The 20,032-nt window shown below is 34.1% G+C and carries 19 protein-coding genes; 5 read left to right on the top strand and 14 right to left on the bottom strand.

Annotation, left to right across the window (positions count from 1 at the left end; genetic code table 11):
* Positions 1 to 18: 18 nt before the first annotated feature.
* From AC1RPU_RS05055 to cdaA, 5 genes are all read right to left on the bottom strand, one after another.
* Positions 19 to 729, bottom strand: a complete 711-nt coding sequence (locus AC1RPU_RS05055; protein WP_481761426.1) for a glucosamine-6-phosphate deaminase — start codon at positions 727 to 729, stop codon at positions 19 to 21.
* Positions 730 to 879: 150 nt separating this feature from the next.
* The gene (glmS, locus tag AC1RPU_RS05050; protein ID WP_481761427.1) at positions 880 to 2,697 is read right to left on the bottom strand and encodes a glutamine--fructose-6-phosphate transaminase (isomerizing); all 1,818 of its coding nucleotides are present in this window, start codon (positions 2,695 to 2,697) and stop codon (positions 880 to 882) included.
* Positions 2,698 to 2,912: 215 nt separating this feature from the next.
* Positions 2,913 to 4,268 (bottom strand): phosphoglucosamine mutase, encoded by a 1,356-nt coding sequence (gene glmM / locus AC1RPU_RS05045; protein ID WP_409022243.1) that lies wholly within the window; start codon positions 4,266 to 4,268, stop codon positions 2,913 to 2,915.
* Positions 4,269 to 4,289: 21 nt separating this feature from the next.
* Positions 4,290 to 5,423 carry a CdaR family protein gene (locus AC1RPU_RS05040; RefSeq protein WP_481761428.1) on the bottom strand — a complete coding sequence of 378 codons (1,134 nt, stop codon included), beginning with the start codon at positions 5,421 to 5,423 and terminating at the stop codon, positions 4,290 to 4,292.
* On the bottom strand, positions 5,420 to 6,262 hold the full coding sequence (cdaA, locus tag AC1RPU_RS05035) for a diadenylate cyclase CdaA (protein WP_409022241.1): 843 nt from the start codon (positions 6,260 to 6,262) through the stop codon (positions 5,420 to 5,422). The genes AC1RPU_RS05040 and cdaA overlap by 4 nt, the downstream gene beginning before the upstream one ends.
* Before the next feature lie 147 nt (positions 6,263 to 6,409).
* On the opposite strand from cdaA, the gene AC1RPU_RS05030 reads away from it, so the two are divergent.
* A complete protein-coding gene (locus AC1RPU_RS05030) occupies positions 6,410 to 7,075 on the top strand; it encodes a DUF1361 domain-containing protein (protein ID WP_481769576.1) in 666 nt (221 codons plus the stop codon).
* A 38-nt stretch (positions 7,076 to 7,113) separates the two neighbouring features.
* Here the strand turns inward: AC1RPU_RS05030 and AC1RPU_RS05025 are convergent, their stop codons facing one another.
* Both AC1RPU_RS05025 and murB read right to left on the bottom strand, forming a co-directional pair.
* Positions 7,114 to 9,231: a cation:proton antiporter gene (locus AC1RPU_RS05025; protein ID WP_481761430.1), complete on the bottom strand. Its 2,118-nt coding sequence runs from the start codon at positions 9,229 to 9,231 to the stop codon at positions 7,114 to 7,116.
* Positions 9,232 to 9,251: 20 nt separating this feature from the next.
* On the bottom strand, positions 9,252 to 10,151 hold the full coding sequence (gene murB, locus AC1RPU_RS05020) for a UDP-N-acetylmuramate dehydrogenase (protein ID WP_481761431.1): 900 nt from the start codon (positions 10,149 to 10,151) through the stop codon (positions 9,252 to 9,254).
* 189 nt (positions 10,152 to 10,340) lie between these two features.
* Between murB and AC1RPU_RS05015 the strand changes: the two genes are divergently transcribed.
* A complete protein-coding gene (locus tag AC1RPU_RS05015; protein ID WP_409022237.1) occupies positions 10,341 to 10,874 on the top strand; it encodes a 3'-5' exonuclease in 534 nt (177 codons plus the stop codon).
* An 81-nt stretch (positions 10,875 to 10,955) separates the two neighbouring features.
* Positions 10,956 to 11,429: a glutathione peroxidase gene (locus tag AC1RPU_RS05010; RefSeq protein WP_481761432.1), complete on the top strand. Its 474-nt coding sequence runs from the start codon at positions 10,956 to 10,958 to the stop codon at positions 11,427 to 11,429.
* 51 nt (positions 11,430 to 11,480) lie between these two features.
* Here the strand turns inward: AC1RPU_RS05010 and tsaE are convergent, their stop codons facing one another.
* The 3 genes from tsaE to AC1RPU_RS04995 are packed head-to-tail and all read right to left on the bottom strand — an operon-like array spanning position 11,481 to position 13,638.
* Positions 11,481 to 11,936, bottom strand: coding sequence for a tRNA (adenosine(37)-N6)-threonylcarbamoyltransferase complex ATPase subunit type 1 TsaE (gene tsaE / locus AC1RPU_RS05005; protein WP_481761433.1), 456 nt, complete (start codon positions 11,934 to 11,936; stop codon positions 11,481 to 11,483).
* Positions 11,937 to 11,952: 16 nt separating this feature from the next.
* Positions 11,953 to 12,942 (bottom strand): phosphate acetyltransferase, encoded by a 990-nt coding sequence (gene pta, locus AC1RPU_RS05000; RefSeq protein ID WP_481761434.1) that lies wholly within the window; start codon positions 12,940 to 12,942, stop codon positions 11,953 to 11,955.
* Between the two features lie 15 nt (positions 12,943 to 12,957).
* Entirely contained in the window at positions 12,958 to 13,638 is a 681-nt protein-coding gene (locus AC1RPU_RS04995; RefSeq protein ID WP_481761435.1) for a uracil-DNA glycosylase, read from the bottom strand.
* Positions 13,639 to 13,764: 126 nt separating this feature from the next.
* On the opposite strand from AC1RPU_RS04995, the gene AC1RPU_RS04990 reads away from it, so the two are divergent.
* On the top strand, positions 13,765 to 14,631 hold the full coding sequence (locus AC1RPU_RS04990) for a Cof-type HAD-IIB family hydrolase (protein ID WP_481761436.1): 867 nt from the start codon (positions 13,765 to 13,767) through the stop codon (positions 14,629 to 14,631).
* Positions 14,632 to 14,846: 215 nt separating this feature from the next.
* On the opposite strand, the gene AC1RPU_RS04985 is transcribed toward AC1RPU_RS04990, so the two are convergent.
* The 3 genes from AC1RPU_RS04985 to AC1RPU_RS04975 form a co-directional block, all read right to left on the bottom strand.
* Positions 14,847 to 15,809 (bottom strand): zinc-binding dehydrogenase, encoded by a 963-nt coding sequence (locus AC1RPU_RS04985; RefSeq protein WP_481761437.1) that lies wholly within the window; start codon positions 15,807 to 15,809, stop codon positions 14,847 to 14,849.
* Positions 15,810 to 15,989: 180 nt separating this feature from the next.
* Entirely contained in the window at positions 15,990 to 16,727 is a 738-nt protein-coding gene (locus AC1RPU_RS04980) for an amino acid ABC transporter ATP-binding protein (RefSeq protein ID WP_481761438.1), read from the bottom strand.
* Entirely contained in the window at positions 16,727 to 18,163 is a 1,437-nt protein-coding gene (locus AC1RPU_RS04975; protein WP_481761439.1) for an amino acid ABC transporter substrate-binding protein/permease, read from the bottom strand. Before AC1RPU_RS04975 ends, AC1RPU_RS04980 begins: the two co-directional genes overlap by 1 nt.
* Positions 18,164 to 18,293: 130 nt before the next feature.
* Between AC1RPU_RS04975 and AC1RPU_RS04970 the strand changes: the two genes are divergently transcribed.
* Positions 18,294 to 18,857, top strand: a complete 564-nt coding sequence (locus tag AC1RPU_RS04970; RefSeq protein ID WP_481761624.1) for a GNAT family N-acetyltransferase — start codon at positions 18,294 to 18,296, stop codon at positions 18,855 to 18,857.
* A 52-nt stretch (positions 18,858 to 18,909) separates the two neighbouring features.
* On the opposite strand, the gene AC1RPU_RS04965 is transcribed toward AC1RPU_RS04970, so the two are convergent.
* Positions 18,910 to 19,986 carry a 3D domain-containing protein gene (locus AC1RPU_RS04965; protein ID WP_481761440.1) on the bottom strand — a complete coding sequence of 359 codons (1,077 nt, stop codon included), beginning with the start codon at positions 19,984 to 19,986 and terminating at the stop codon, positions 18,910 to 18,912.
* Positions 19,987 to 20,032: the final 46 nt, after the last annotated feature.

Raw genomic sequence — 20,032 nt, 5'->3', positions numbered from 1 at the left:
TACATATGGATGATAATTTTATTTATTTTTTAATAAACTTGCAGCTGCTTCATCAACAATGACAACTACATCATCATGATTTTGTAAGAAACTTGCAGGTAGGTCTTCTGTTATAGGGCCTTCAATCATTCCCTTAATAGCTTCTGCCTTACTTTCACCAAAAGCTTCAAGTAAAATCTTGTGCGACTTCATGATTGATCCAATACCCATTGAATAAGCATATTCAGGAACATCATTTTCGTTATCAAAGAAACGTGCATTTGATTTGATCGTTGACTCCGTTAAATGAACTTTATGTGTCAAGCTATCTTCAGCTGTTCCAGGTTCATTGAATCCAATATGACCATTTTTACCAATACCCAAAATTTGTAAATCAATTGGATTATCTTCAATAATTTTGTCATAACGTTTTGTTTCTTTTTCTGAATCACTTTCAAGACCATTAGGTAAGTAAGATGTCTTAAATGGTTTTTTACTAAATAAATTTTCATTCATAAAGTAACGGTAACTTTGTGAATCTTTTTCACCTAAACCAACATATTCATCTAAGTTAACTGATGTTGAATCCGTAAAATCTAAGTCACTGGCTGTAATTGCGGCATAGGTTGTTAATGGTGTGCTTCCTGTAGCAAGTCCAAAGACTTTAGCATTTGCTTCTTTAGCAGCTTTAAAAATTTCGTAGCCTTTTTGGCCACCCTCGTTTTGGTCTTTAACAATAATTAATTTCATTTGATTGTCCTCTTTTCAATTATTTATTCCTCTAATTGGTATAGTCCAATAATACAATATCATTTTAAAAAAAGCAATAGGTCTATACCAAATAATAAACAAAAAAATGATACTACCCTTAAACAGGTAATATCATTTCTTCAATCTATCTTATTCGACAGTAACACTCTTAGCTAAATTACGAGGTTTATCAACATCATAGCCACGGTTTAGGCTTGTATAGTAAGCCAATAATTGTGCAGGCACAATACTTACTAACGGTGTTAATAAGTCAGAAACATCTGGTAATACAATTTGATCACCCTCGTTTGCTAATGTCTCTGTTGAGATGATAATTGTATTTGCTCCACGAGCCAAGACTTCTTGAACATTGCCTCGTGTATGACTTGCAGTCGGTTTATCAGTAATAATAGCTACAACTGGTGTGCCTTCTTCAATCAAGGCAATAGTTCCATGTTTTAATTCACCAGATGCAAAACCTTCCGTTTGAACATAAGAGACTTCTTTTAATTTAAGTGCAGCTTCAATTGAAACATCGTAATCAATACCACGACCAATATAGAAAGCGTTACGCGTTTCACTTAAGAATTCTTTCGCTAAGTCATTAATTGAGTCTTTATCATCAACCATAGCTTGCATAGCATTTGCAACCATTGTTAATTCATGATAAACATCAAAATTAAGAGCTTTTGTTTGTTTTGTAACTGTTCCTAACGCTTTTGCTAAAAGTGCTTCAACGGCAATTTGAGCTGTATATGCCTTAGTTGAGGCAACTGCTATTTCAGGACCAGCATGTAATAATAACGTATATGTTGCCTCACGAGAAAGTGTAGAATTTGCTGAATTTGTAATTGTTAAACTTGGGTACATCATTTCGTTAACTTTTACAAGAACCTGACGGCTATCAGCTGTTTCACCACTTTGTGATAAGAAAATAAAGAATGGTTTTTCTGAAAGTAATGGCATATGATAACCAAATTCTGAAGCAACATGTACTTCTGTTGGTACATTAGCTAAACCTTCAAATAATTCTTTTCCAACTAATCCGGCATGGTAACTTGTCCCTGCAGCAACAATATAGATGCGATCAGCAGCTTTCATTGCGTTTAAAATACTATCATCAATTTTAACAGTTTCTTCATTTTCAACATACTCACTCAATAAACGTCGCATAACAGCTGGTTGTTCATCGATTTCTTTTAGCATGTAGAATGGATATGCGCCTTTTTCTGAATCGCTATCATCCATTTCAACATGATATGAATCACGTGATACGGCTTCACCAGCTTTATTTTCAATTTCAATAGAGTCAGGTTTAACAATAACCATTTCACCATCCATGAGTTCAATGAAGTCATGTGTTTCTTTCAACATTGCCATGGCATCACTGCAGACAACATTAAAGCCATCCCCAACACCAATTAATAAAGGACTCTTATTCTTAGCCACAAACAATGTTTCTGGTTCTTCACGATCCATCATCAAGAAAGCATATGAAGAACCTTCAAGTAATGATAAAACTTTTTTGAATGCTTGTTTAGCAGTTAAATTTTCTTTATTTGCAAAATATCCAATTAATTGAACAACAACCTCAGTATCTGTTTCACTAACAAAATTTACGTCTTTTAAATATTGTTCTTTTAACTCAGAAAAATTAGTGATAACGCCATTATGTACAAGGTAAAAGCGGCCATCTTCAGAAACATGAGGATGGGCATTAAATTTACTTGGTACGCCATGTGTTGCCCAACGCGTATGTCCAATTCCAGCAGTTCCATGAACCTTATCATCAATGGCCGACTTCAAATTCGAAATACGTCCAGCCTCTTTAACAAGGTAATCTTCACCCGTTTTGTTATCAACAAAAATACCGGCTGAATCATAACCACGGTATTCTAATTTTTCCAAACCATTAATTAAAATTTCAACAGTATTCGTTTTTCCTGTTACGCCAACAATTCCACACATAGTTTATGTCATCCTTTTTTTAAATGTATTTTTTATTATTATTTTAAAATTGGTATAGATGTTTAAAAAACAAGTAACCCTTATCAATATCTATTAATATACCTTTCTGATATTTTTTTGTCAAGAATTAATATATTGGTCTATATTTTAAATCAACTTTAAAATAAAAAAAGAGTCATTTGAATTTTCATTCAAATGACTCTTTCGCTTAATTTCTAAACGCCCATTTCAGTTTGAACTGTTTGCACAATTCGATCAACATAAGCTTTAACTTCTTTTTCTGTTGGTGCTTCGGCCATAACACGTAATAAATTTTCAGTTCCACTAGGTCTCACAAGAACTCGGCCATCGCCGGCCATTTCTGCTTCAACTTCTGCAATACTATCTTTAATTTTTTGATTATCTAATGCAGCTTGCTTATCTGTCACTCTAACATTCACAAGTTCTTGTGGATAAGTCTGAACAGCTGCAGCTAATTCAGATAACTTCTTGCCTGTTTTCTTCATAACATTTAGCAATTGAATAGCAGTTAGCATCCCATCACCAGTTGTATTGTAATCTAAGAATACAATATGTCCAGATTGTTCGCCACCAATGTTGTAACCGTCAGCACGCATTTTTTCAACAACATAACGATCACCAACTTGTGTTTTAACTGATGTTAAATCAGCTGCTTCAAGTGCTTTGTATAGTCCAATATTACTCATAACAGTTGTCACAACTGTTTCTTTTTTCAAGCGACCACGTTCATTCATGTATAATCCACAAATGTACATAATTTTATCGCCATCAATAATATTACCTAATTCATCAACAGCAATACATCTATCACCATCGCCATCAAAAGCAATCCCGGCTTCAAGCTTATTTTCAACTACAAATTTAGCTAATCCTTCTGGATGTGTTGAACCAACGCCATCATTAATATTTAATCCATCAGGCGAAGTTGCCATTGTTTCAAATTCAGCATTTAAATCAGCAAACAAACGTGAAACAAGTCCACTTGTTGCGCCATTAGCTGAATCAATTCCAACATGAATTCCTTCTAAATCATCAGGAATTGTTTGTTCCAAAAATTGTGTATATTTCAGTACACCTTCTGGATAATCTGCTAATACTCCAAGGCCTTCACCTTCTGGTCTTGGCAAATCATCAGAATCTTTTTCTAATAAAACTTCAATTTCTTCTTCTTGTTCATCAGATAGTTTATAACCATCCGCACCAAAAAATTTAATGCCGTTATCTTGAACGGGATTATGTGAAGCTGAAATCATAATTCCAGCAACTGCATTTTGGGCACGTACAAGGTACGCTACACCAGGTGTTGAAATAACGCCTAATGAGAGTACTTCAATCCCAACTGATAATAACCCTGAAATCAAAGCTTGTTCAAGCATTTGACCAGAGATTCGTGTATCACGCGCAACAAGCACTTGTGGTCTATCGTTATTTTCAAGTTGTGCATGCTCTGATAGAACATACCCACCTAAACGTCCCAATCTAAATGCTAACTCAGGACTTAGTTCTTTATTTGCAATTCCTCTAACACCATCTGTACCAAAATATTTCATTATTTTCTCCTCACTAATTAATTAATTTAATGCGTTCGTTGATTCACTTGAACTACTTGAACTATCAGAACTTGTCGATGAAGACGAAGTAGCACTTTCACTACTTTCTGAACTGGTTTCAGAGCTCGTCGATGTCTGATCAGTTGTTGTTTCACTACTTTCAGTTTTTGATGCTGCGGTTCCACCAGAAGCACTAATTTTTACTTTAACAGATTCTGGATTTGATGAAATTAAATTATTCTTATCCAAATCGATACTAATTGTTTTCGTAACGGAATCACTAATCTTATTAATTGGTACCACAACATCAAGTTTACTTAATTTGCTTAAGGTTGATTCTGTACCCGTTACCGTTACTTGTTTTGTATCACTTGAAAACTTATACGTCTTCCCAGATACGCCAGTTCCACTTGAAACAAAATTCAAAGGTAATTTTTTAGTGGTTTTAGTACTCTCAACCGGTATTGTAACACCGACTGTTGATGGGGTCATGACGACATTTAAAGTTTTACCATTTACATCTAAGGCCTCAAGTAAGACTTCTTGTGAAATTGTTGACTTGATCTGATTGCTGCTGACATTTACTTGTGCAACCACTTCTGAAATAGCATTCACATCGCCTTCCGCACCGGATGCAGAAATCGTATTATTATCTAAAACAGGCGTCCCACTCTTATACCCTTGCGCTAAACGACGTTCATTAAATTTCACCTGAATAGGGAATGTCGTTGTCTTACGTTTTTGTATATTAACAGAAATTGTAGCGGGACTAATTTTATAACTAATTTCTTTGTTTAATCCTTCTGCTTGTAACTTAACAACATGTTTTCCAGGATTTAAACCCTTTAAATCAGCAAACACTCTAAAGTTTTGTGTATTCACAGTTGTTGTAATTAAAGCGCCAGGACCGTCCAATGTTAATTTTACATTTTTAGGATATCCAGTAATAAAGTATTTATCACTATCGGCCGTAATTTGTAGGCCAGCCTCAATCGTTTTTGATTCATTTGCAACTAGACTCGTTGTTTTTGAATCGGAAAAATTATTTGTATTTGCTAACTGATCATAATTAACATAAACAAATAATAAAATTGCTAAAATTAAAGAGGTTCCAATAAAAAATGAGCGACTATTAAAAAATTTATTTAGATTCATTTTTTATCCCCCTTACGCCCGAAATGTTCAAAAAATTCCCAGAAAGGGTTGTTCTTTTTAGGTTCATCATCTTTAATTAATTCAGTATTCAATAATTTAAGGTAATCTTCTTGTGATAAATCACGAATAAGTTCGTTATTTCGCGTAATTGTCACTGAACCTGTTTCTTCTGACACAACAATCGTAATTGCGTCGGTTACTTCACTGATACCTACTGCAGCACGATGCCGAGTTCCTAATTCTTTTGGAATTAAGTTACTTTCAGATAATGGTAAGTAAGCCGCCGCAACAGCTATTTTATTATCTTTAATAATTACCGCGCCATCATGCAATGGTGTATTGGGAATGAAAATATTGATTAATAATGCACCCGTAATTTCAGCATCTAATGCAATTCCGGTTTCAATATAATCTTCCAATCCAGTGTTCATTTGGATAGTAATTAATGCCCCAATTCGACGTTTTGACATATATTGAATAGCTGAGTCTAGTCCAGCAATCATATGTTCTTCGTCTTTGTTTTTCTGTTTACCTCTTGAAAAAAATGATCCACGACCAAGATGTTCCAATCCACGTCTTATTTCCGGTTGGAAAATAACAACCATGGCGATAACACCCCAATTGATAACTTGATCCATAATCCAAGATACAGTTTGTAGCCCAACGACCACACTAATTAGCTTAATCACAACAATAATTATGATTCCTCTAAAAAGTTGAACCGCTTTTGTTCCTCGTAAAAGTACCATGAGTTCATAAACAACAAACCAGACAACGATAATATCTAGTATATTGACCATATGCCCCCACGTTACAAGACCACCCCAGTTAATGGACATCACTCGGCCTCCTCTATTTTATTAACCGTTTTATTATACCACGTTGTTAGATTTGTTTCCTCATCCCGCCATATTTTCTATTATCTACCGGATTATTAATTTGATTTCATCTCATTTTTTGCTACACTGAAGTTACTATAGAAAAGGATGACCATTATGATAAATACAAATGTAAAGCACGGTATCAGATTATTTTTTATATGTTACTTAATTATTATTTACTTATTCGTTTACAACCAACAATCACCTTTTAATTTTTTACTCTTAAATACATTTTTAGGTTATCTGCCAATTGAATTAGCTTTTCACATCAAAGATAAATTATCAAATACTTATTTTTGGCTGTTAACAGCAGCTTGGCTATTCTTTTATCCGAACGCGCCTTACCTATTAACTGATATTTTTCATTTAAGCTTACTGCATCCCTATGACATAATGACAGGATTAATTAAATTAGATATTCATATGTGGCTAAACTATACTTATTTGTTGGTAAGTACCTTATCATGTACGTTACTTGCACTCGTTGGATTTTCTCAAATTGCCGACCAAATTAAAGAACGACTACACTTAACACCTTATTATTTTCGTTATGTCGTTATATTTGGCCTAACTATTTTGTCATCTGTCGGTGTCTATATTGGTCGTTTTTTAAGATTACACACTGTTTACCTACTAACATCACCAAAATTAACATTAAAATTGATTGCCGATATGTGGACAATTAAAATGTTAGCTTTTGTCGTTTTACTAACAATAGTCCAACTAGTTATTATCATTTGCTTAGAAGTCTATAGAAAAACAATAAAATAGGTGTAACTCGCATATAAATTGCGAGTTACACCTATTTTTTAGTCCTCTTCAGAAAGCATAATAACATTTTCAGAATAATTAATATATTCACGTAAACTTGACGCTAATGACCATGTAATATAGCCTCGTTCCATCAATTCCTGCATCGCAGAACGTTCAGCCGCAATAGCCTTTAATCTAAGTTGGTAACTTTGTTCCTCAGATTCGGCTTGATTAATATTTTTGGTCCGTTTTAATGTTTCGATACGATTACGATAATAAACAATCAAATGATACATAGCTTGCTGCTTAAATTGTTGATTGCCATCATCAGATTTTTTAACATACGTTGATAGTGCTTTAATAGCTGCTTTTGCTAAAGCTTTTTCTATATTTCGTCGTTCATAAACCATTTTTAATTCTTTTTCAGAATAGAGTGTCCGTCTCACAACCTTACCTAATTGAACAAAGGCATGATTAATATTTCTAACCGTTACAAATGAGATTTTCCGATTATTAATTTGACCTAATTTCGCTTTTTGTTTCATAATTTTCTTACTAATAATTGAATAGTTTTTATTACTAATAGCCTGCTTTAATCTCATTTTATCTAACGCTTCGAGTTCTCCATCTAAAGCAATTCGCCTAATGTCTGCTTCTTCCTCAACAATTTGGCGTAATCGTTCATCATCCTGATCAGAAAACTCAAGTCGACGAATCATAAATTGATATTCTAAAATTAATTCATAGGCAACTTTTTGATTAGATTCTCGTCGTTCAGATTCCAAGCGACTAATAGCAACTCGCATAATATAAATACGAGCTTGCTTTTCATTGAACTGCGTATCTCCGCTATCACTAGTTATGATAGCATCCTCATCTTCAACTAAAGTAGCATCAGGAACCTCATTACTGGTTTTCATTATTCCTTTTTCTTTAGTTAAAAGAGGTAATATCAAAATTGCGGCTACTAAACTTAAAATAATCACGCCACCAGCAATAAATAACATTAATGAACGCTCTGGAAAAGCAGCACCTGTTTTTATTATCGTTGGGACTGTTAACACACCAGCCATTGTAATTGCACCACGAACACCTGAAAATCCTGATATTAACGCAATACGCCAACTTGGCTTTGCCTTATTTTTTGATTTATTTTTCTTAGAAATTAATAACATATTAATATACGTCCAAACAACACGAATCACGACTAAAAAGAGCCAGACGACAAAAACATCAATAATAGCCGAAAGAGTACTACTATTGTTATCTTCTAATGTCTTTGACATCGCAATTGGTAATTCAATTCCAAGAATAATAAACACAAATCCATTCAGGAGATAAACCACAATTTCCCAGGTTTTTTCAGTTACTAACTTAATTTCAGGTAAGTACGTCGCGAAAGTATTCTTACGCATACTAGAGATAACGCCAGCGACAACTACCGAAATAACACCTGATGCATGCAAAAATTCTTCCGTAAAAAGAAAAATGATGAAAGGTGTTAAAATTTGTAATATCGTATTAAAAACAACATCATTAATCCCTTGCCTCATTAAAAAATCTCGTATTGTTGAAATCAGCAACATTAACACTGCTCCCGAGATAAAACCAACAATCGCAATATACGTAAAATCACCAAGCGCCTGTCCAAATGAAAAATAGCCAGTAACCGCAGCAGCAATCGCGTATTTAAAGGCAATTAATCCACTTGCGTCATTAATTAAACTTTCACCACTAACCAAATTTAAAATATTACTTGGTAATTTTGCTTTTTCAGCAATCGATTGCACAGCAACTGGATCCGTTGGTGACAAAATAGCTGCCAGTGCGAATCCAACTGCTAATGGCATTTTTGGAATCAAAAGATGAATGAAAAATCCAACTACCACAGTTGTTAAGAAAACCAATAATATGGCATTCGCAAAAATGGAACCTCTTAATTTCCACAATTCACGTTTTGGAAATTTTCGACCATCATTAAATAATAGTGGCGCAATAAAGAGTAATAAGAACCAATCTGTTTCTAACTCAATTGAGACTTTAAAAATTAAGGCAACGACAAAGCCTAATGCTATCTGGATCAATCCAACGGGTATTGAAACCAGATAATGACTGATAACATTTGATAGTAAAACAAGTGCAGCTAAAACAATAACCGATTCAAGTAGCGGCATTTACCATCTTCCTTTCTACTTTAGTCTTCTCCGATAATTCTAACTTCCGTTTCTAATCTAACCTTAAATTTTTCCCACACAACGTTTTGAACATGCTTAATAACATCCATATAATCTGTTGCAGTAGCGCCGTCTACATTAACAATAAACCCGGCATGTTTCTTTGATACTTGTGCGCCACCAATTTGGTAGCCTTGTAACCCAGCTTCGTGAACTAGTACACCAGTATAGTGTCCATCAGGTCGCTTAAAAACACTTCCACATGATGGGTACTCTAAAGGTTGTTTAGATGCACGTAAAAAGTTAAACTCATCCATTTTTTCACGGATATCATATTTATTACCTTCTTTTAATACAAAGGTTGCTTCTAATATGATGTCATTATCATCTTGAATTTGACTATGACGATAGTCAAAGTTCATTTCTTCGTTAACTAGTGTTTTCACATAACCAGTACGTGTAATAACACTAACTTCACTCAATACCTGGCTGATATCACCATCATATGCACCAGCATTCATAAATACGGCACCACCAACACTCCCAGGAATCCCAGCAGCAAATTCAAAATTAGTCAAGCCAGCTTGGTAAGCTTCTTCTGTTGTCTCAATAAGTGAGGCACCAGCTTGCGCTATAATTTTCGTCCCAGATACAGCAATTTTATCCATATCCGTTAAAATGATTACAAGTCCACGAATACCGCCATCTTTCACAACTAGATTACTCGAATTTCCTAAAACAGTTAAAGGAATACCATTTTCATTGGCTGTATTCACCAAAATTTTAACATCTGACACTGCATCAGGAAAAGCTAAAAGATCAGCCATCCCTCCCGTTTCAGTATTTGTATATTTAGCAAGTGGTTCATTTTTTAAAATTTTAATAGATGGAAATAGTTCTACAAAAGTGTCAATTATCATTATTTATTCGATTCCTTTCAACATTTAGCAATTCCTTCTAGTTTAACACGTTCAATGTTTATTTTTCTATTTTAACGCACAAACAAGCGACTTTTAATTGTATAACCTAACTGTTATACTTTATTAACATTATTAGACCGAGTATTTTAATAACCTTATCAGTCATATCGAATTAAAAAGGAGTTAATTATGAATTTTGTTACAATGGATTTTGAAACTGCTAATAATCAGCGTCATAGCGCCTGTTCAATTGCTTTAACAGTTGTTCGAAATAATCAAATCGTTGATGAATTTTATTCACTTATTAAACCGGAAACACCTTTTAATTGGCGTAATGTTCAAATTCATGGTATTCACGAAGAAGACGTTGAATTTGCACCAAAGTTTCCAGAACTATGGTCACATATTTCGCCACTTTTCCAGAACAATAGTTTAATCGTGGCACATAATGCCCCCTTTGATAACAGTATTTTGCATAATACATTGGGTTATTATGGATTAGAGACACCCCAATTTTTATTGTTAGATACGGTTAGAACAAGTCGTAAATTATTCCCAGAATTTCCAAATCATAAATTAAATACGGTTTGTGATGAATTGGGAATCACGTTAACAAATCATCACAATGCCTTAGATGATTCCGTTGCTTGTGCCAATATCTTACTCTATCAAGAACACGAATTTGGACAAGAAATTTTAAAACCATTTGTGAAGCCAGCATAATCAAATTTAAGCACATTAATAGGGCTACTGTTTAAACTGTTATATGATGACCGTAATCAAACCAAATTGGGGGAAATTACAATGTCAATTTATGATTATCAGGTTACACTAGAAAATGGTGAAACTTATTCATTAGAAAAGTACAAGGATCACCCTTTATTAATTGTTAATACAGCCACTAAATGTGGTTTTGCGCCACAATTTAAACAATTAGAAGAATTATATGAGGATTATCAAGACCAAGGATTAGTGGTACTTGGGTTTCCATCGAATCAATTCCATCAAGAAGTCGATAATGATGCGCAAGCAGCAGCTACCTGTCGTATGACATATGGCGTTAGTTTTCCAATGCATACCATTCAAAATGTAAATGGAGAAGATGCGTTACCACTATTTAAATACCTGACTGATGAAACGCAAGGCGTGTTGGGTAGCTCAATTAAATGGAACTTCACTAAATTTTTAGTTAATCGTGATGGACAAGTTGTTAAACGTTATGCACCTAAGACTAATCCTTTAAAGATGAAACCAGAAATCGAAAAATTGGTTAAATAAAAACAAGTTAGCTGATACCCCCATTTAGAGGCTATCAGCTAACTTGTTTTTTTAGTTGAAATGGGCCAACATATTATCATATTGTAATCCATTACTTTCTAATTCGATAGTACGTAAATTATCATCATGATCATCTTTCAATAATGTAATTTTTAACCAATCATTTGGTAATTCATCCTGAATAAATTCAGACCATTCAACAACACTCACACCATCAGAATTAAAATATTCATCTAACCCTAAATCTGCGCCGCCCATCCCTTCAAGTCGGTAAACATCCATATGAAATAACGGCAAACGGCCCTCACGATATTCTCTCACAATTGGAAATGTTGGACTTTTAACGTTCCGCTTGATCCCTAACCCAACGGCTAAGCCTTTAGCAAAAGTTGTCTTTCCTGCGCCTAAATCACCATCCAATAACAAAATCATATTAGGTTCAACAAGCTGTCCAATTTTTTCGGCAATTTCTTGTGTTTCTTCTACAGAACTGACTTCAATATTCATTAATTATTTCACCATTTCATTCTAAACTTTGCGCAGCTGTAATAATACCAACCTTGTAAATTTCTTCTACGTTAGCACCACGAGATAAATCTGAAACCGGTTGGTTTAATCCTTGTAGGATAGGTCCGATAGCTTCAAATCCACCTAAACGTTGTGCAATTTTGTAGCCAATATTTCCAGATTGTAATTCAGGGAAAATGAAAACATTTGCTTGTCCTGCAACCTTTGATCCAGGTGCTTTTTGTTCACCAACACTCGGTACAAAAGCAGCATCAAATTGTAATTCGCCGTCAATCGCTTCATTTGGTGCTAGTTTTTGTGCAATTTCAGTTGCTTCTGCTACCTTTGATACCTCTGGTGCTTTAGCTGAACCTTTAGTTGAAAAACTAAGCATTGCTACTTTGGGATCAATATCAAAGAGACGAGCCGTCTGAATGCTTGCAATTGCCATTTCTGCTAATTCTTGAGCAGTTGGATTAATACTGATCGCAGCATCAGAAAATAAATACTTTTCTGTATCATTATTTCTGGTCATAATAAAGGCACCACTTGTCCGACTCACGCCTGGTTTCGTTTTAATAATTTGTAATGCAGGTCGAACGGTATCTCCAGTAGCGTGAACAGCTCCAGAAACCATCCCTTCAGCTAATCCCATGTAAACGAGCATTGTACCGAAATAATTAACATCGCGTAACATTTCTTCAGCTTGTTCAGGTGTATTTTTACCCTTACGTCGTTCAACAAAGGCCGTTTTCATCTCATTAAAATCTGTTTCAGAATATTGTTTAGGATCAAGTAATTCTACACCGATACCATCAAGAGTTAAATCGAGCTTTGTGGCTAACTCTTTCATTTTTGCAACATCCCCCAATAAAATAGGTTCTGCCAAATTATCTTCTGCTAATTTAACGGCTGCTCTTAGAATACGTTCTTCTTCCCCTTCAGGAAAAACTATTTTAATTTTTTTACTTTCAATTTTGCTTTTCAAACTTTCAAATAATGACATATCATTTCCTCCTAATTAAGTGTTACTGGGTAATTGCCAGTTAATCGGTGGCAATCCCTGACTTATTAAATTTTGATTTATTTGTGAAAATGGTTTCGATCCAAAAAAACCGCGGTAAGCAGATAACGGACTTGGATGAGGTGATGTTATCACAATATTGTGATCTGTATCAATTAATTTAATCTTATCTTGGGCTGTCTTCCCCCATAAAACAAAAATAATTGTCTGTGAAGATTCGGATAATCGTTCAATCACACCATCTGTTAATAATTCCCATCCATGATTACGATGAGAATTAGCGGCGCCATCTCTTACAGTTAAGACTGAATTTAACATCAAAACACCTTGCTCCGCCCAACTCTTCAAATAGCCATGATTAGCTGGTGGAATTCCTAAATCTGTTTCCAATTCTTTATACATATTCCGTAAAGAAGGTGGAATTTTTTCTCCTGGTAAAACAGAAAAACTCAACCCATGAGCTTGATGCTTTTCATGATAAGGATCCTGTCCCAATAAACAAACTCTAACGTCAGAAAATGGGGTCAGTTCAAAGCTTTCAAAAATGCGATTTTTTTCCGGATAAATCGTCTCATTTTGATATTCATTATCAATAAACGTTTCTAAATCAGCATATTTAGATTTTGCAAGCTCTTCGGTCAAAATGGGTTGCCAATCATTATCGACATTAATATTCATTGTCTAACACCTCACAGATTAAGTTTACCATATTAGTGAATACAAAAATAAATGATTTGATTAAAATATCGAGCGGTTTCATGTTAAAATGAAACCAGTAAATAAGATTAGAGGAGTGTTGAATTTATGATAAAAATTATTGCATCAGATATGGATGGTACTTTACTAAATGATCAAATGGTGATTTCAGAAAAAAACGCCGATGCGATTAAACAAGCACAAGCATTAGGAGTCCACTTTATCGTTTCTACTGGCCGTGGCTATACTGAAGTTAAACCTTTAATTACAGCAGCCGGGTTCAATAGTCCAATGATTACATTTAACGGCGCAGAAGTTTTAGATGGAAATGGTAAAACACTTAGTACAACACCTATTTCAAAAAAAGTCGTTCAAACTTTAGTTCAAACATTCAAAAAAGAAAATTTTTACTTTGAAATGACAACCTCAAACGGTGTTTATTCTGATAATCGTGCAAACCGTATTCAAAATGTAGCGCGTCTAATCTCTGATACAAATCCAGATACACCATTTAAAATGGCTGTTTCATTAGCTGCAGCTCGTCTTGAATTAATGAATATCAATTACGTTGATGATTACCAAACAGTCATCGATGATTCAAAAATTGATATTTTTAAATTAATTGTTTTCAGTATGGATGGTCAAGAAGAATTACTCCCTTTAAAAGCAAAAATTGAAGAAGAAGACTCACTTGTTGTTACCTCTTCTGCACCTACTAACCTTGAAATTAACAACGTAAATGCCCAAAAAGGGATTGCACTCCAAGCTTTCGCTAAAGAACTTAATATCCCAATGTCAGATGTCATGGCAATTGGAGATAACTTAAATGATGTTTCTATGTTAAAAGTTGCAGGCGTCAGTTACGCCATGGAAAATGGCCACGACGAGGTAAAACGTATTGCCAATCATTCAGCAAAAACAAATTCTGAAGATGGTGTTGGCTTAGCTATTCTTGAACAGTTAGCTGAAAAATAAATCGATTGAGACTAAAAAGTGTAATTAATTAGAAAAAATAAGTCTATAAAAACTGTTGTTGATAGTAGTTTAAAAACTATTACCAATAACAGTTTTTTTACAACGAAAAAAACAAAAGCCATAAGACTTTTGTTACGTAATCAATCAGCCCTGTTACTCTCCAACTATCAATTATGAAACCCATAATACGTCGCTAACCAATTTGGTACTTATCTTTATTCAGTTGTTAGTAACACGATTACTTTCCCAAAACTATCCTGATTTTGTAAGTAAGCATGCGCTAAAGGAACTTCACTTAGTTTGAAGTTTTTTTCTGGTTTCACATCAACATCATATTTTGAAATGTAGTCCAACAGATCATTCAATTTATCCTGACTGACATTGTCAGAGTAAAAACTAGTGAGGTAACTATTTTTCTCGATATCTATAATCGGATCAAATTCTTCTAAAAACCATTTACCTCCTAATTGTCCCGTACTACATAAAATGCCTCCTTCGTTTAAATGTTGAAAACTATCTTTTATAGTGGCAGGGCCAATTAATTCTAAAATTTTGTCATACTTCTTTTCAGTCTCTAATACACCAGTCTTATCTATTATTACATCATTAAAACCAGCGGACAATAATTGCTCATTTTTTGCTTGGCTCCGACTAGTACCATCAATTACAATATCAGGATATCTGGCCTTCAACAATTTAAGAAATGAAATACCTACTCCACTTGTGGCGCCTCTAACTAAAATTTTATCTTTTTTTGTAATTTTTAAGTTTTTCATTGAACCAAATGCTGTATAGTACGTTTCAGGAATAGTCGCAAGTTCTTTCCAAGATATATTTGTTGTTATTGGATATATTTGGTTATTTGGTAATGCTACATATTCAGCATAGCTGCCATCAAATGCGCGTCCCATTTCTCCCATAATGGAAATAACTTTTTTCCCTATAGGTAATCTTTCAGGATCGCTCGTTTCTTCAACAACACCCACACATTCAATGCCTAAAACCCTAGGAAACAAAACAGTTGGCGATTTTCCCTCTCTCGTAAAAATCTCCGATCTATTGATACCAAACCCTTTTATTTTAATTAAGGACCAGTTAGCTTTTATTTTAGGTAAATTTACCTCTTGGTAAATAAGCTTATCTGTTCCTCCTGCTTCATTAACAACAATTGCTTTCATAATTTTACTTTTCTCCTTTGCTAAAAAGCTTTTTTCAATTCAAATCATCGTAAACATCCTAATTTTTAGTAACTATACATAAAAAATCCTAACCACCACGCGAAGTGATTAGGACCTTTTACAATGCTTGCCCCACCAAAAATTAATGAAAGGCCGAAAGATTTAATTAGTTTGCACTTTTTATGCATTTAAAACTTTGTTTAAGAAATCTTTTGTTCTATCATTTTGCGGATTACTAAATATTTCATCTGGTGTACTACTTTCTAAAATGTAACCATCAGCCATAAAGACCACACGATCAGCCACTTCTTTAGCAAAACCCATTTCATGTGTGACAACAACCATTGTCATACCATCCCTCGCAAGTTGTTTCATAACATCTAAAACATCCCCAACCATTTCTGGATCAAGTGCAGACGTTGGTTCATCAAATAACATAATATCTGGTTTCATTGCAAGTGCGCGTGCGATTGCGACACGTTGTTTTTGACCACCAGATAACGAAGCAGGTGCAGCATCTGCTTTATCACTCAAACCAACTTGGGATAAAAGACGTTTTGCTTCCTTAGTTGCTTCTTCTTTTGTTTCTTTTTTTAATTCAACAGGCGCTAAAATAATATTTTCAAGAACGGTTAAATGTGGAAACAAATTAAAATGTTGAAATACCATGCCAATATTTTGACGAACAACATTTAAATCAGTTTTTGGATCACTTATATCATGCCCCTCAATAATAATTGAACCGGAAGTTAAATCTTCTAATTTATTTAAACAACGTAAAAAGGTACTTTTCCCAGAACCGGAAGGTCCAATCATGCAGACAACTTCTTTTTCTGCAACTGAAATATCTAACCCCTTCAAAACTTCATTTGAACCATAGTTTTTTTTCAAATTTTTAACTTGAATTTTAGCTGCCATTATTTAATCTTCCTTTCGACTAAATTAGATAACCACGTTAATAACGTTATGATAACGAGATAAATCACCGCGATAATCAACCACATCTTGAATCCTTCAAGGTTTCTTGCGATTATAATCTTACCTGTTTGCGTTAATTCTAAAATACCGATAACAGATAAAATTGACGTATCTTTCAACGTAATAATAAATTGATTAATAAATGATGGAATCATAATCTTAATTCCTTGTGGCATAATGACTTTCATCATTGCTTTTCCATAAGGTAATCCTAGACTACGAGCAGCTTCCATTTGGCCATTATCAACAGCCTTAATCCCACCTTTAACAAAGGCCGCTGTATACGCACCTTCATTTAACGTTAAGGTTATAATACCTGCCACAAATGCTGGAATCTTGCTCCCGGTTAAATTAGGAATACCAATGTAGATAAAGAAGGCCAATACAATTAGCGGTAGGCCACGGAAAATGTAAATTAATGTACTTGAAAGCCCATTAAGCCATTTATTTGGCGCAACACCCATCATACCTAAAATAATCCCTAAAACTGTTGCACAAACAATAGCCACAATTGTTAATAACATTGTTTGTTTAAATCCTTCTAATAATGAGCCACTATTTGTTTTCAATAAACCTAAAATTGTTCGAGAATTTTTAGAGTTAGCATTTTTTGCGTTCGTTCCAGTGTACTTATCAACAATCTTTTTATATTCACCGTTAGCTTTAAGTTTCTTTAGCCCGGCATTAAATTTTGTTATTAATTCTTTATTTTGCCCTTTTTTAACGGCGAATCCATATTCACCTTTTTCATATGTTTTACCAACTACTTTCATTTCAATACCATTCTTAACACCATATGCTAAAACTGGTTTATCATCAAAAGTCGCATCGGAATTTCCTGTCACAACATCGTCATACATGTTACTTGAATCATCAAAAGTTGTTGTTGTAATATTATATTGTTTTTTAATTGAGTTTACGAATTCTCCGGCAGCTGTACCAACTTTAATCGCTACCTTTTTCCCTCTTAAATCATCCAAAGATTTAATTGAACTGTTTTTACCAACAGCCATAGCTACCCCAGCTTCATAATAACTATCTGAGAAATCAAATTTAACACGACGTTCTGGAGTTATCATCATACCAGCCATAACCCCATCAATTTGGTTAGCATCTAATGCTTGAACCGCTGCATTAAACCCTAAGGCTTTAATATCAACTTTAAATCCTTCCTCTTTAGCAATGGCTCGCATTATATCCATATCAATACCAACATATGATTTACCATCTTCTGCTTGATATTCAAATGGTGCATAAGTTACATCAGTCCCGATTGTATACGTCTTTTCTGCTGCATTTACTTGATTACTATGTAAAAATAATAAAAATACACATGCGACCATGATTGACATGATCATTGACTGCCATTTTTTCATAATATCCTCCCCAAAACATTTTGATGTAACATAATATAACATATCTACACTTAGCAAGCAATTTAGTTGTTTTGACAATTATTTAAGTACCCTATACACTAGAGATATTCAGGAAAGGATGGTTTATATGATTATTAGAAGAGCAACAAAAAAAGATGCACACGAGGTCGTTCCTTTAGTGAATATTATTTTAGAAGATATGGAAATTCCTATTCTTCAAGAAATTCCATTACCCGACCTATTCAAAGTGCTAGAGCTTGCATTTGAAACAGAAGACTACCGTTACAGCTACGGTCGTGTTCAAATTGCCGATATTGATGGTAAGGTTGCTGGGATAGCATTTGGTTATCCGGATGAAGATGAAGACCATCTTGATCTTGCTATGAATCAATTTTTCCCACAAATTGGTTTACCTGAAACAACTGAACTCTTTCCAGACTCAGAAGTTTATCCAAATGAATGGTACCTTGATACCCTTGCTGTTTCACCAGATTTCCAAGGACAAGGCATCGGCACAAAACTTCTAGAGTCTCTTCCCGAGATTGCCCGTGCAGCTGGAAAAACAAAGATTGGCTTAAACGTCGACTTTGCAAATCCTAAAGCAGAAAAGTTATACACAAAAATGGGCTTTAAAACTGTTGGTAACATGATTATTAGTGGTCATGACTATCATCATATGCAAAAAGATATTTAAATAAATAAAAAGGTCTGCTAAAAATAAATTTAGCAGACCTTTTTTCATATCTTTATTCTAAAACTTTTACAGTAACTGTCTTTTTACCCCATGTGTAACATCTTGCATTTGAGATAAAATGCACATCAATTCGGTTTCCTTTAATTGCTGAACCTGTATCGCCAGCAATCGCAACACCATAACCAGATACCCAGACAACAGTTCCTAGCGGAATAACTGAAGGATCCACAGCAATTTGTTGTGGATTAGTTAACAAACTTAACCCATATGATCCATGAGTTCCCATCCCTGGTGCATTTGTTGAATAAGCCGTTGCGACCATTTGTAACGTTTTCTTAGTTGATTTGCCAGAAGTATCGTTGCTTGCTTTTTGGTCAGTACTTCCTTTTTTATCTGATGAATCATCACTTTCAGCCTTTTTAGCTGCTTCTTTTTTAGCAGCTGCTGCTGCCTTAGCATCAGCTTTAGCCTTTGCTTCTCTTGCTTTTTTTGATAACTCAGCATCTTTAGCCTTTGTTACTTTGGCTAAATCTTTCTTTGCGTCACCTAAAGTATCTTTTAACGCTGCTAATTGTTTATTCATTTCTTTTGTTTCTTGTTTTGTTTCAGATTGTTTTAATTTCAATGATTTTTGTTCAGATTCCAAATGCGCTTTAGCATCTTCCATGGTTTTGATATTAGACGCAACATCTTTCATCGTTTTGTTATCAGCAGATTGTAAAACAGAAACTGCGTAAACACGGCTAATAAAATCACCAGCATTCTTTGCTTCAAGAATAGCCGTTACCATTTTACTACTTGAATCATTAACTTGTAGACTTCTTAATCTATCTTTAGCATTTTCAATACGTGTATCTAATTGTTTTTGTTCATTACCAATTGATTTATCTTGTGAACCAATTTTCTTTTCTTTATCAGAAATTTCTTGATTTAATTTATCAATTTTTGCATACTCATCATTAATACTCGTTAATGACTTTGAAATTTTTGAATTAGCAGTTGTTACTTTCTCTTGTGCAGCTGATTCTTGTTTTTTTAAATCACTGATAGATGTTGCACTAACAGAAACCGAACCACCTAATAAGCAAAGTATAACTGCCGTAAAACCAATAATATTTCTAATTTTCAAAATAATACTCCTTTTTGTAAATAACTTTATTACCCATTTCTAGAGT

The sequence above is a fragment of the Dellaglioa sp. CoH-55-MRSF-7 genome (assembly GCF_056782235.1).
Note: the sequence above shows the minus strand (reverse complement) of the source record. Positions and strands in the feature narration are given on the sequence as shown.

What these genes read in the sequence shown, in the direction of transcription:
- AC1RPU_RS05055 (WP_481761426.1), bottom strand. Translation starts at nt 729, where the DNA reads ATGAAATTAATTATTGTTAAAGACCAAAACGAGGGTGGCCAAAAAGGC.
- glmS (WP_481761427.1), bottom strand. Translation starts at nt 2,697, where the DNA reads ATGTGTGGAATTGTTGGCGTAACAGGAAAAACGAATACTGTTGAAATT.
- glmM (WP_409022243.1), bottom strand. Translation starts at nt 4,268, where the DNA reads ATGAAATATTTTGGTACAGATGGTGTTAGAGGAATTGCAAATAAAGAA.
- AC1RPU_RS05040 (WP_481761428.1), bottom strand. Translation starts at nt 5,423, where the DNA reads ATGAATCTAAATAAATTTTTTAATAGTCGCTCATTTTTTATTGGAACC.
- cdaA (WP_409022241.1), bottom strand. Translation starts at nt 6,262, where the DNA reads ATGTCCATTAACTGGGGTGGTCTTGTAACGTGGGGGCATATGGTCAAT.
- AC1RPU_RS05030 (WP_481769576.1), top strand. Translation starts at nt 6,410, where the DNA reads ATGACCATTATGATAAATACAAATGTAAAGCACGGTATCAGATTATTT.
- AC1RPU_RS05025 (WP_481761430.1), bottom strand. Translation starts at nt 9,231, where the DNA reads ATGCCGCTACTTGAATCGGTTATTGTTTTAGCTGCACTTGTTTTACTA.
- murB (WP_481761431.1), bottom strand. Translation starts at nt 10,151, where the DNA reads ATGATAATTGACACTTTTGTAGAACTATTTCCATCTATTAAAATTTTA.
- AC1RPU_RS05015 (WP_409022237.1), top strand. Translation starts at nt 10,341, where the DNA reads ATGAATTTTGTTACAATGGATTTTGAAACTGCTAATAATCAGCGTCAT.
- AC1RPU_RS05010 (WP_481761432.1), top strand. Translation starts at nt 10,956, where the DNA reads ATGTCAATTTATGATTATCAGGTTACACTAGAAAATGGTGAAACTTAT.
- tsaE (WP_481761433.1), bottom strand. Translation starts at nt 11,936, where the DNA reads ATGAATATTGAAGTCAGTTCTGTAGAAGAAACACAAGAAATTGCCGAA.
- pta (WP_481761434.1), bottom strand. Translation starts at nt 12,942, where the DNA reads ATGTCATTATTTGAAAGTTTGAAAAGCAAAATTGAAAGTAAAAAAATT.
- AC1RPU_RS04995 (WP_481761435.1), bottom strand. Translation starts at nt 13,638, where the DNA reads ATGAATATTAATGTCGATAATGATTGGCAACCCATTTTGACCGAAGAG.
- AC1RPU_RS04990 (WP_481761436.1), top strand. Translation starts at nt 13,765, where the DNA reads ATGATAAAAATTATTGCATCAGATATGGATGGTACTTTACTAAATGAT.
- AC1RPU_RS04985 (WP_481761437.1), bottom strand. Translation starts at nt 15,809, where the DNA reads ATGAAAGCAATTGTTGTTAATGAAGCAGGAGGAACAGATAAGCTTATT.
- AC1RPU_RS04980 (WP_481761438.1), bottom strand. Translation starts at nt 16,727, where the DNA reads ATGGCAGCTAAAATTCAAGTTAAAAATTTGAAAAAAAACTATGGTTCA.
- AC1RPU_RS04975 (WP_481761439.1), bottom strand. Translation starts at nt 18,163, where the DNA reads ATGAAAAAATGGCAGTCAATGATCATGTCAATCATGGTCGCATGTGTA.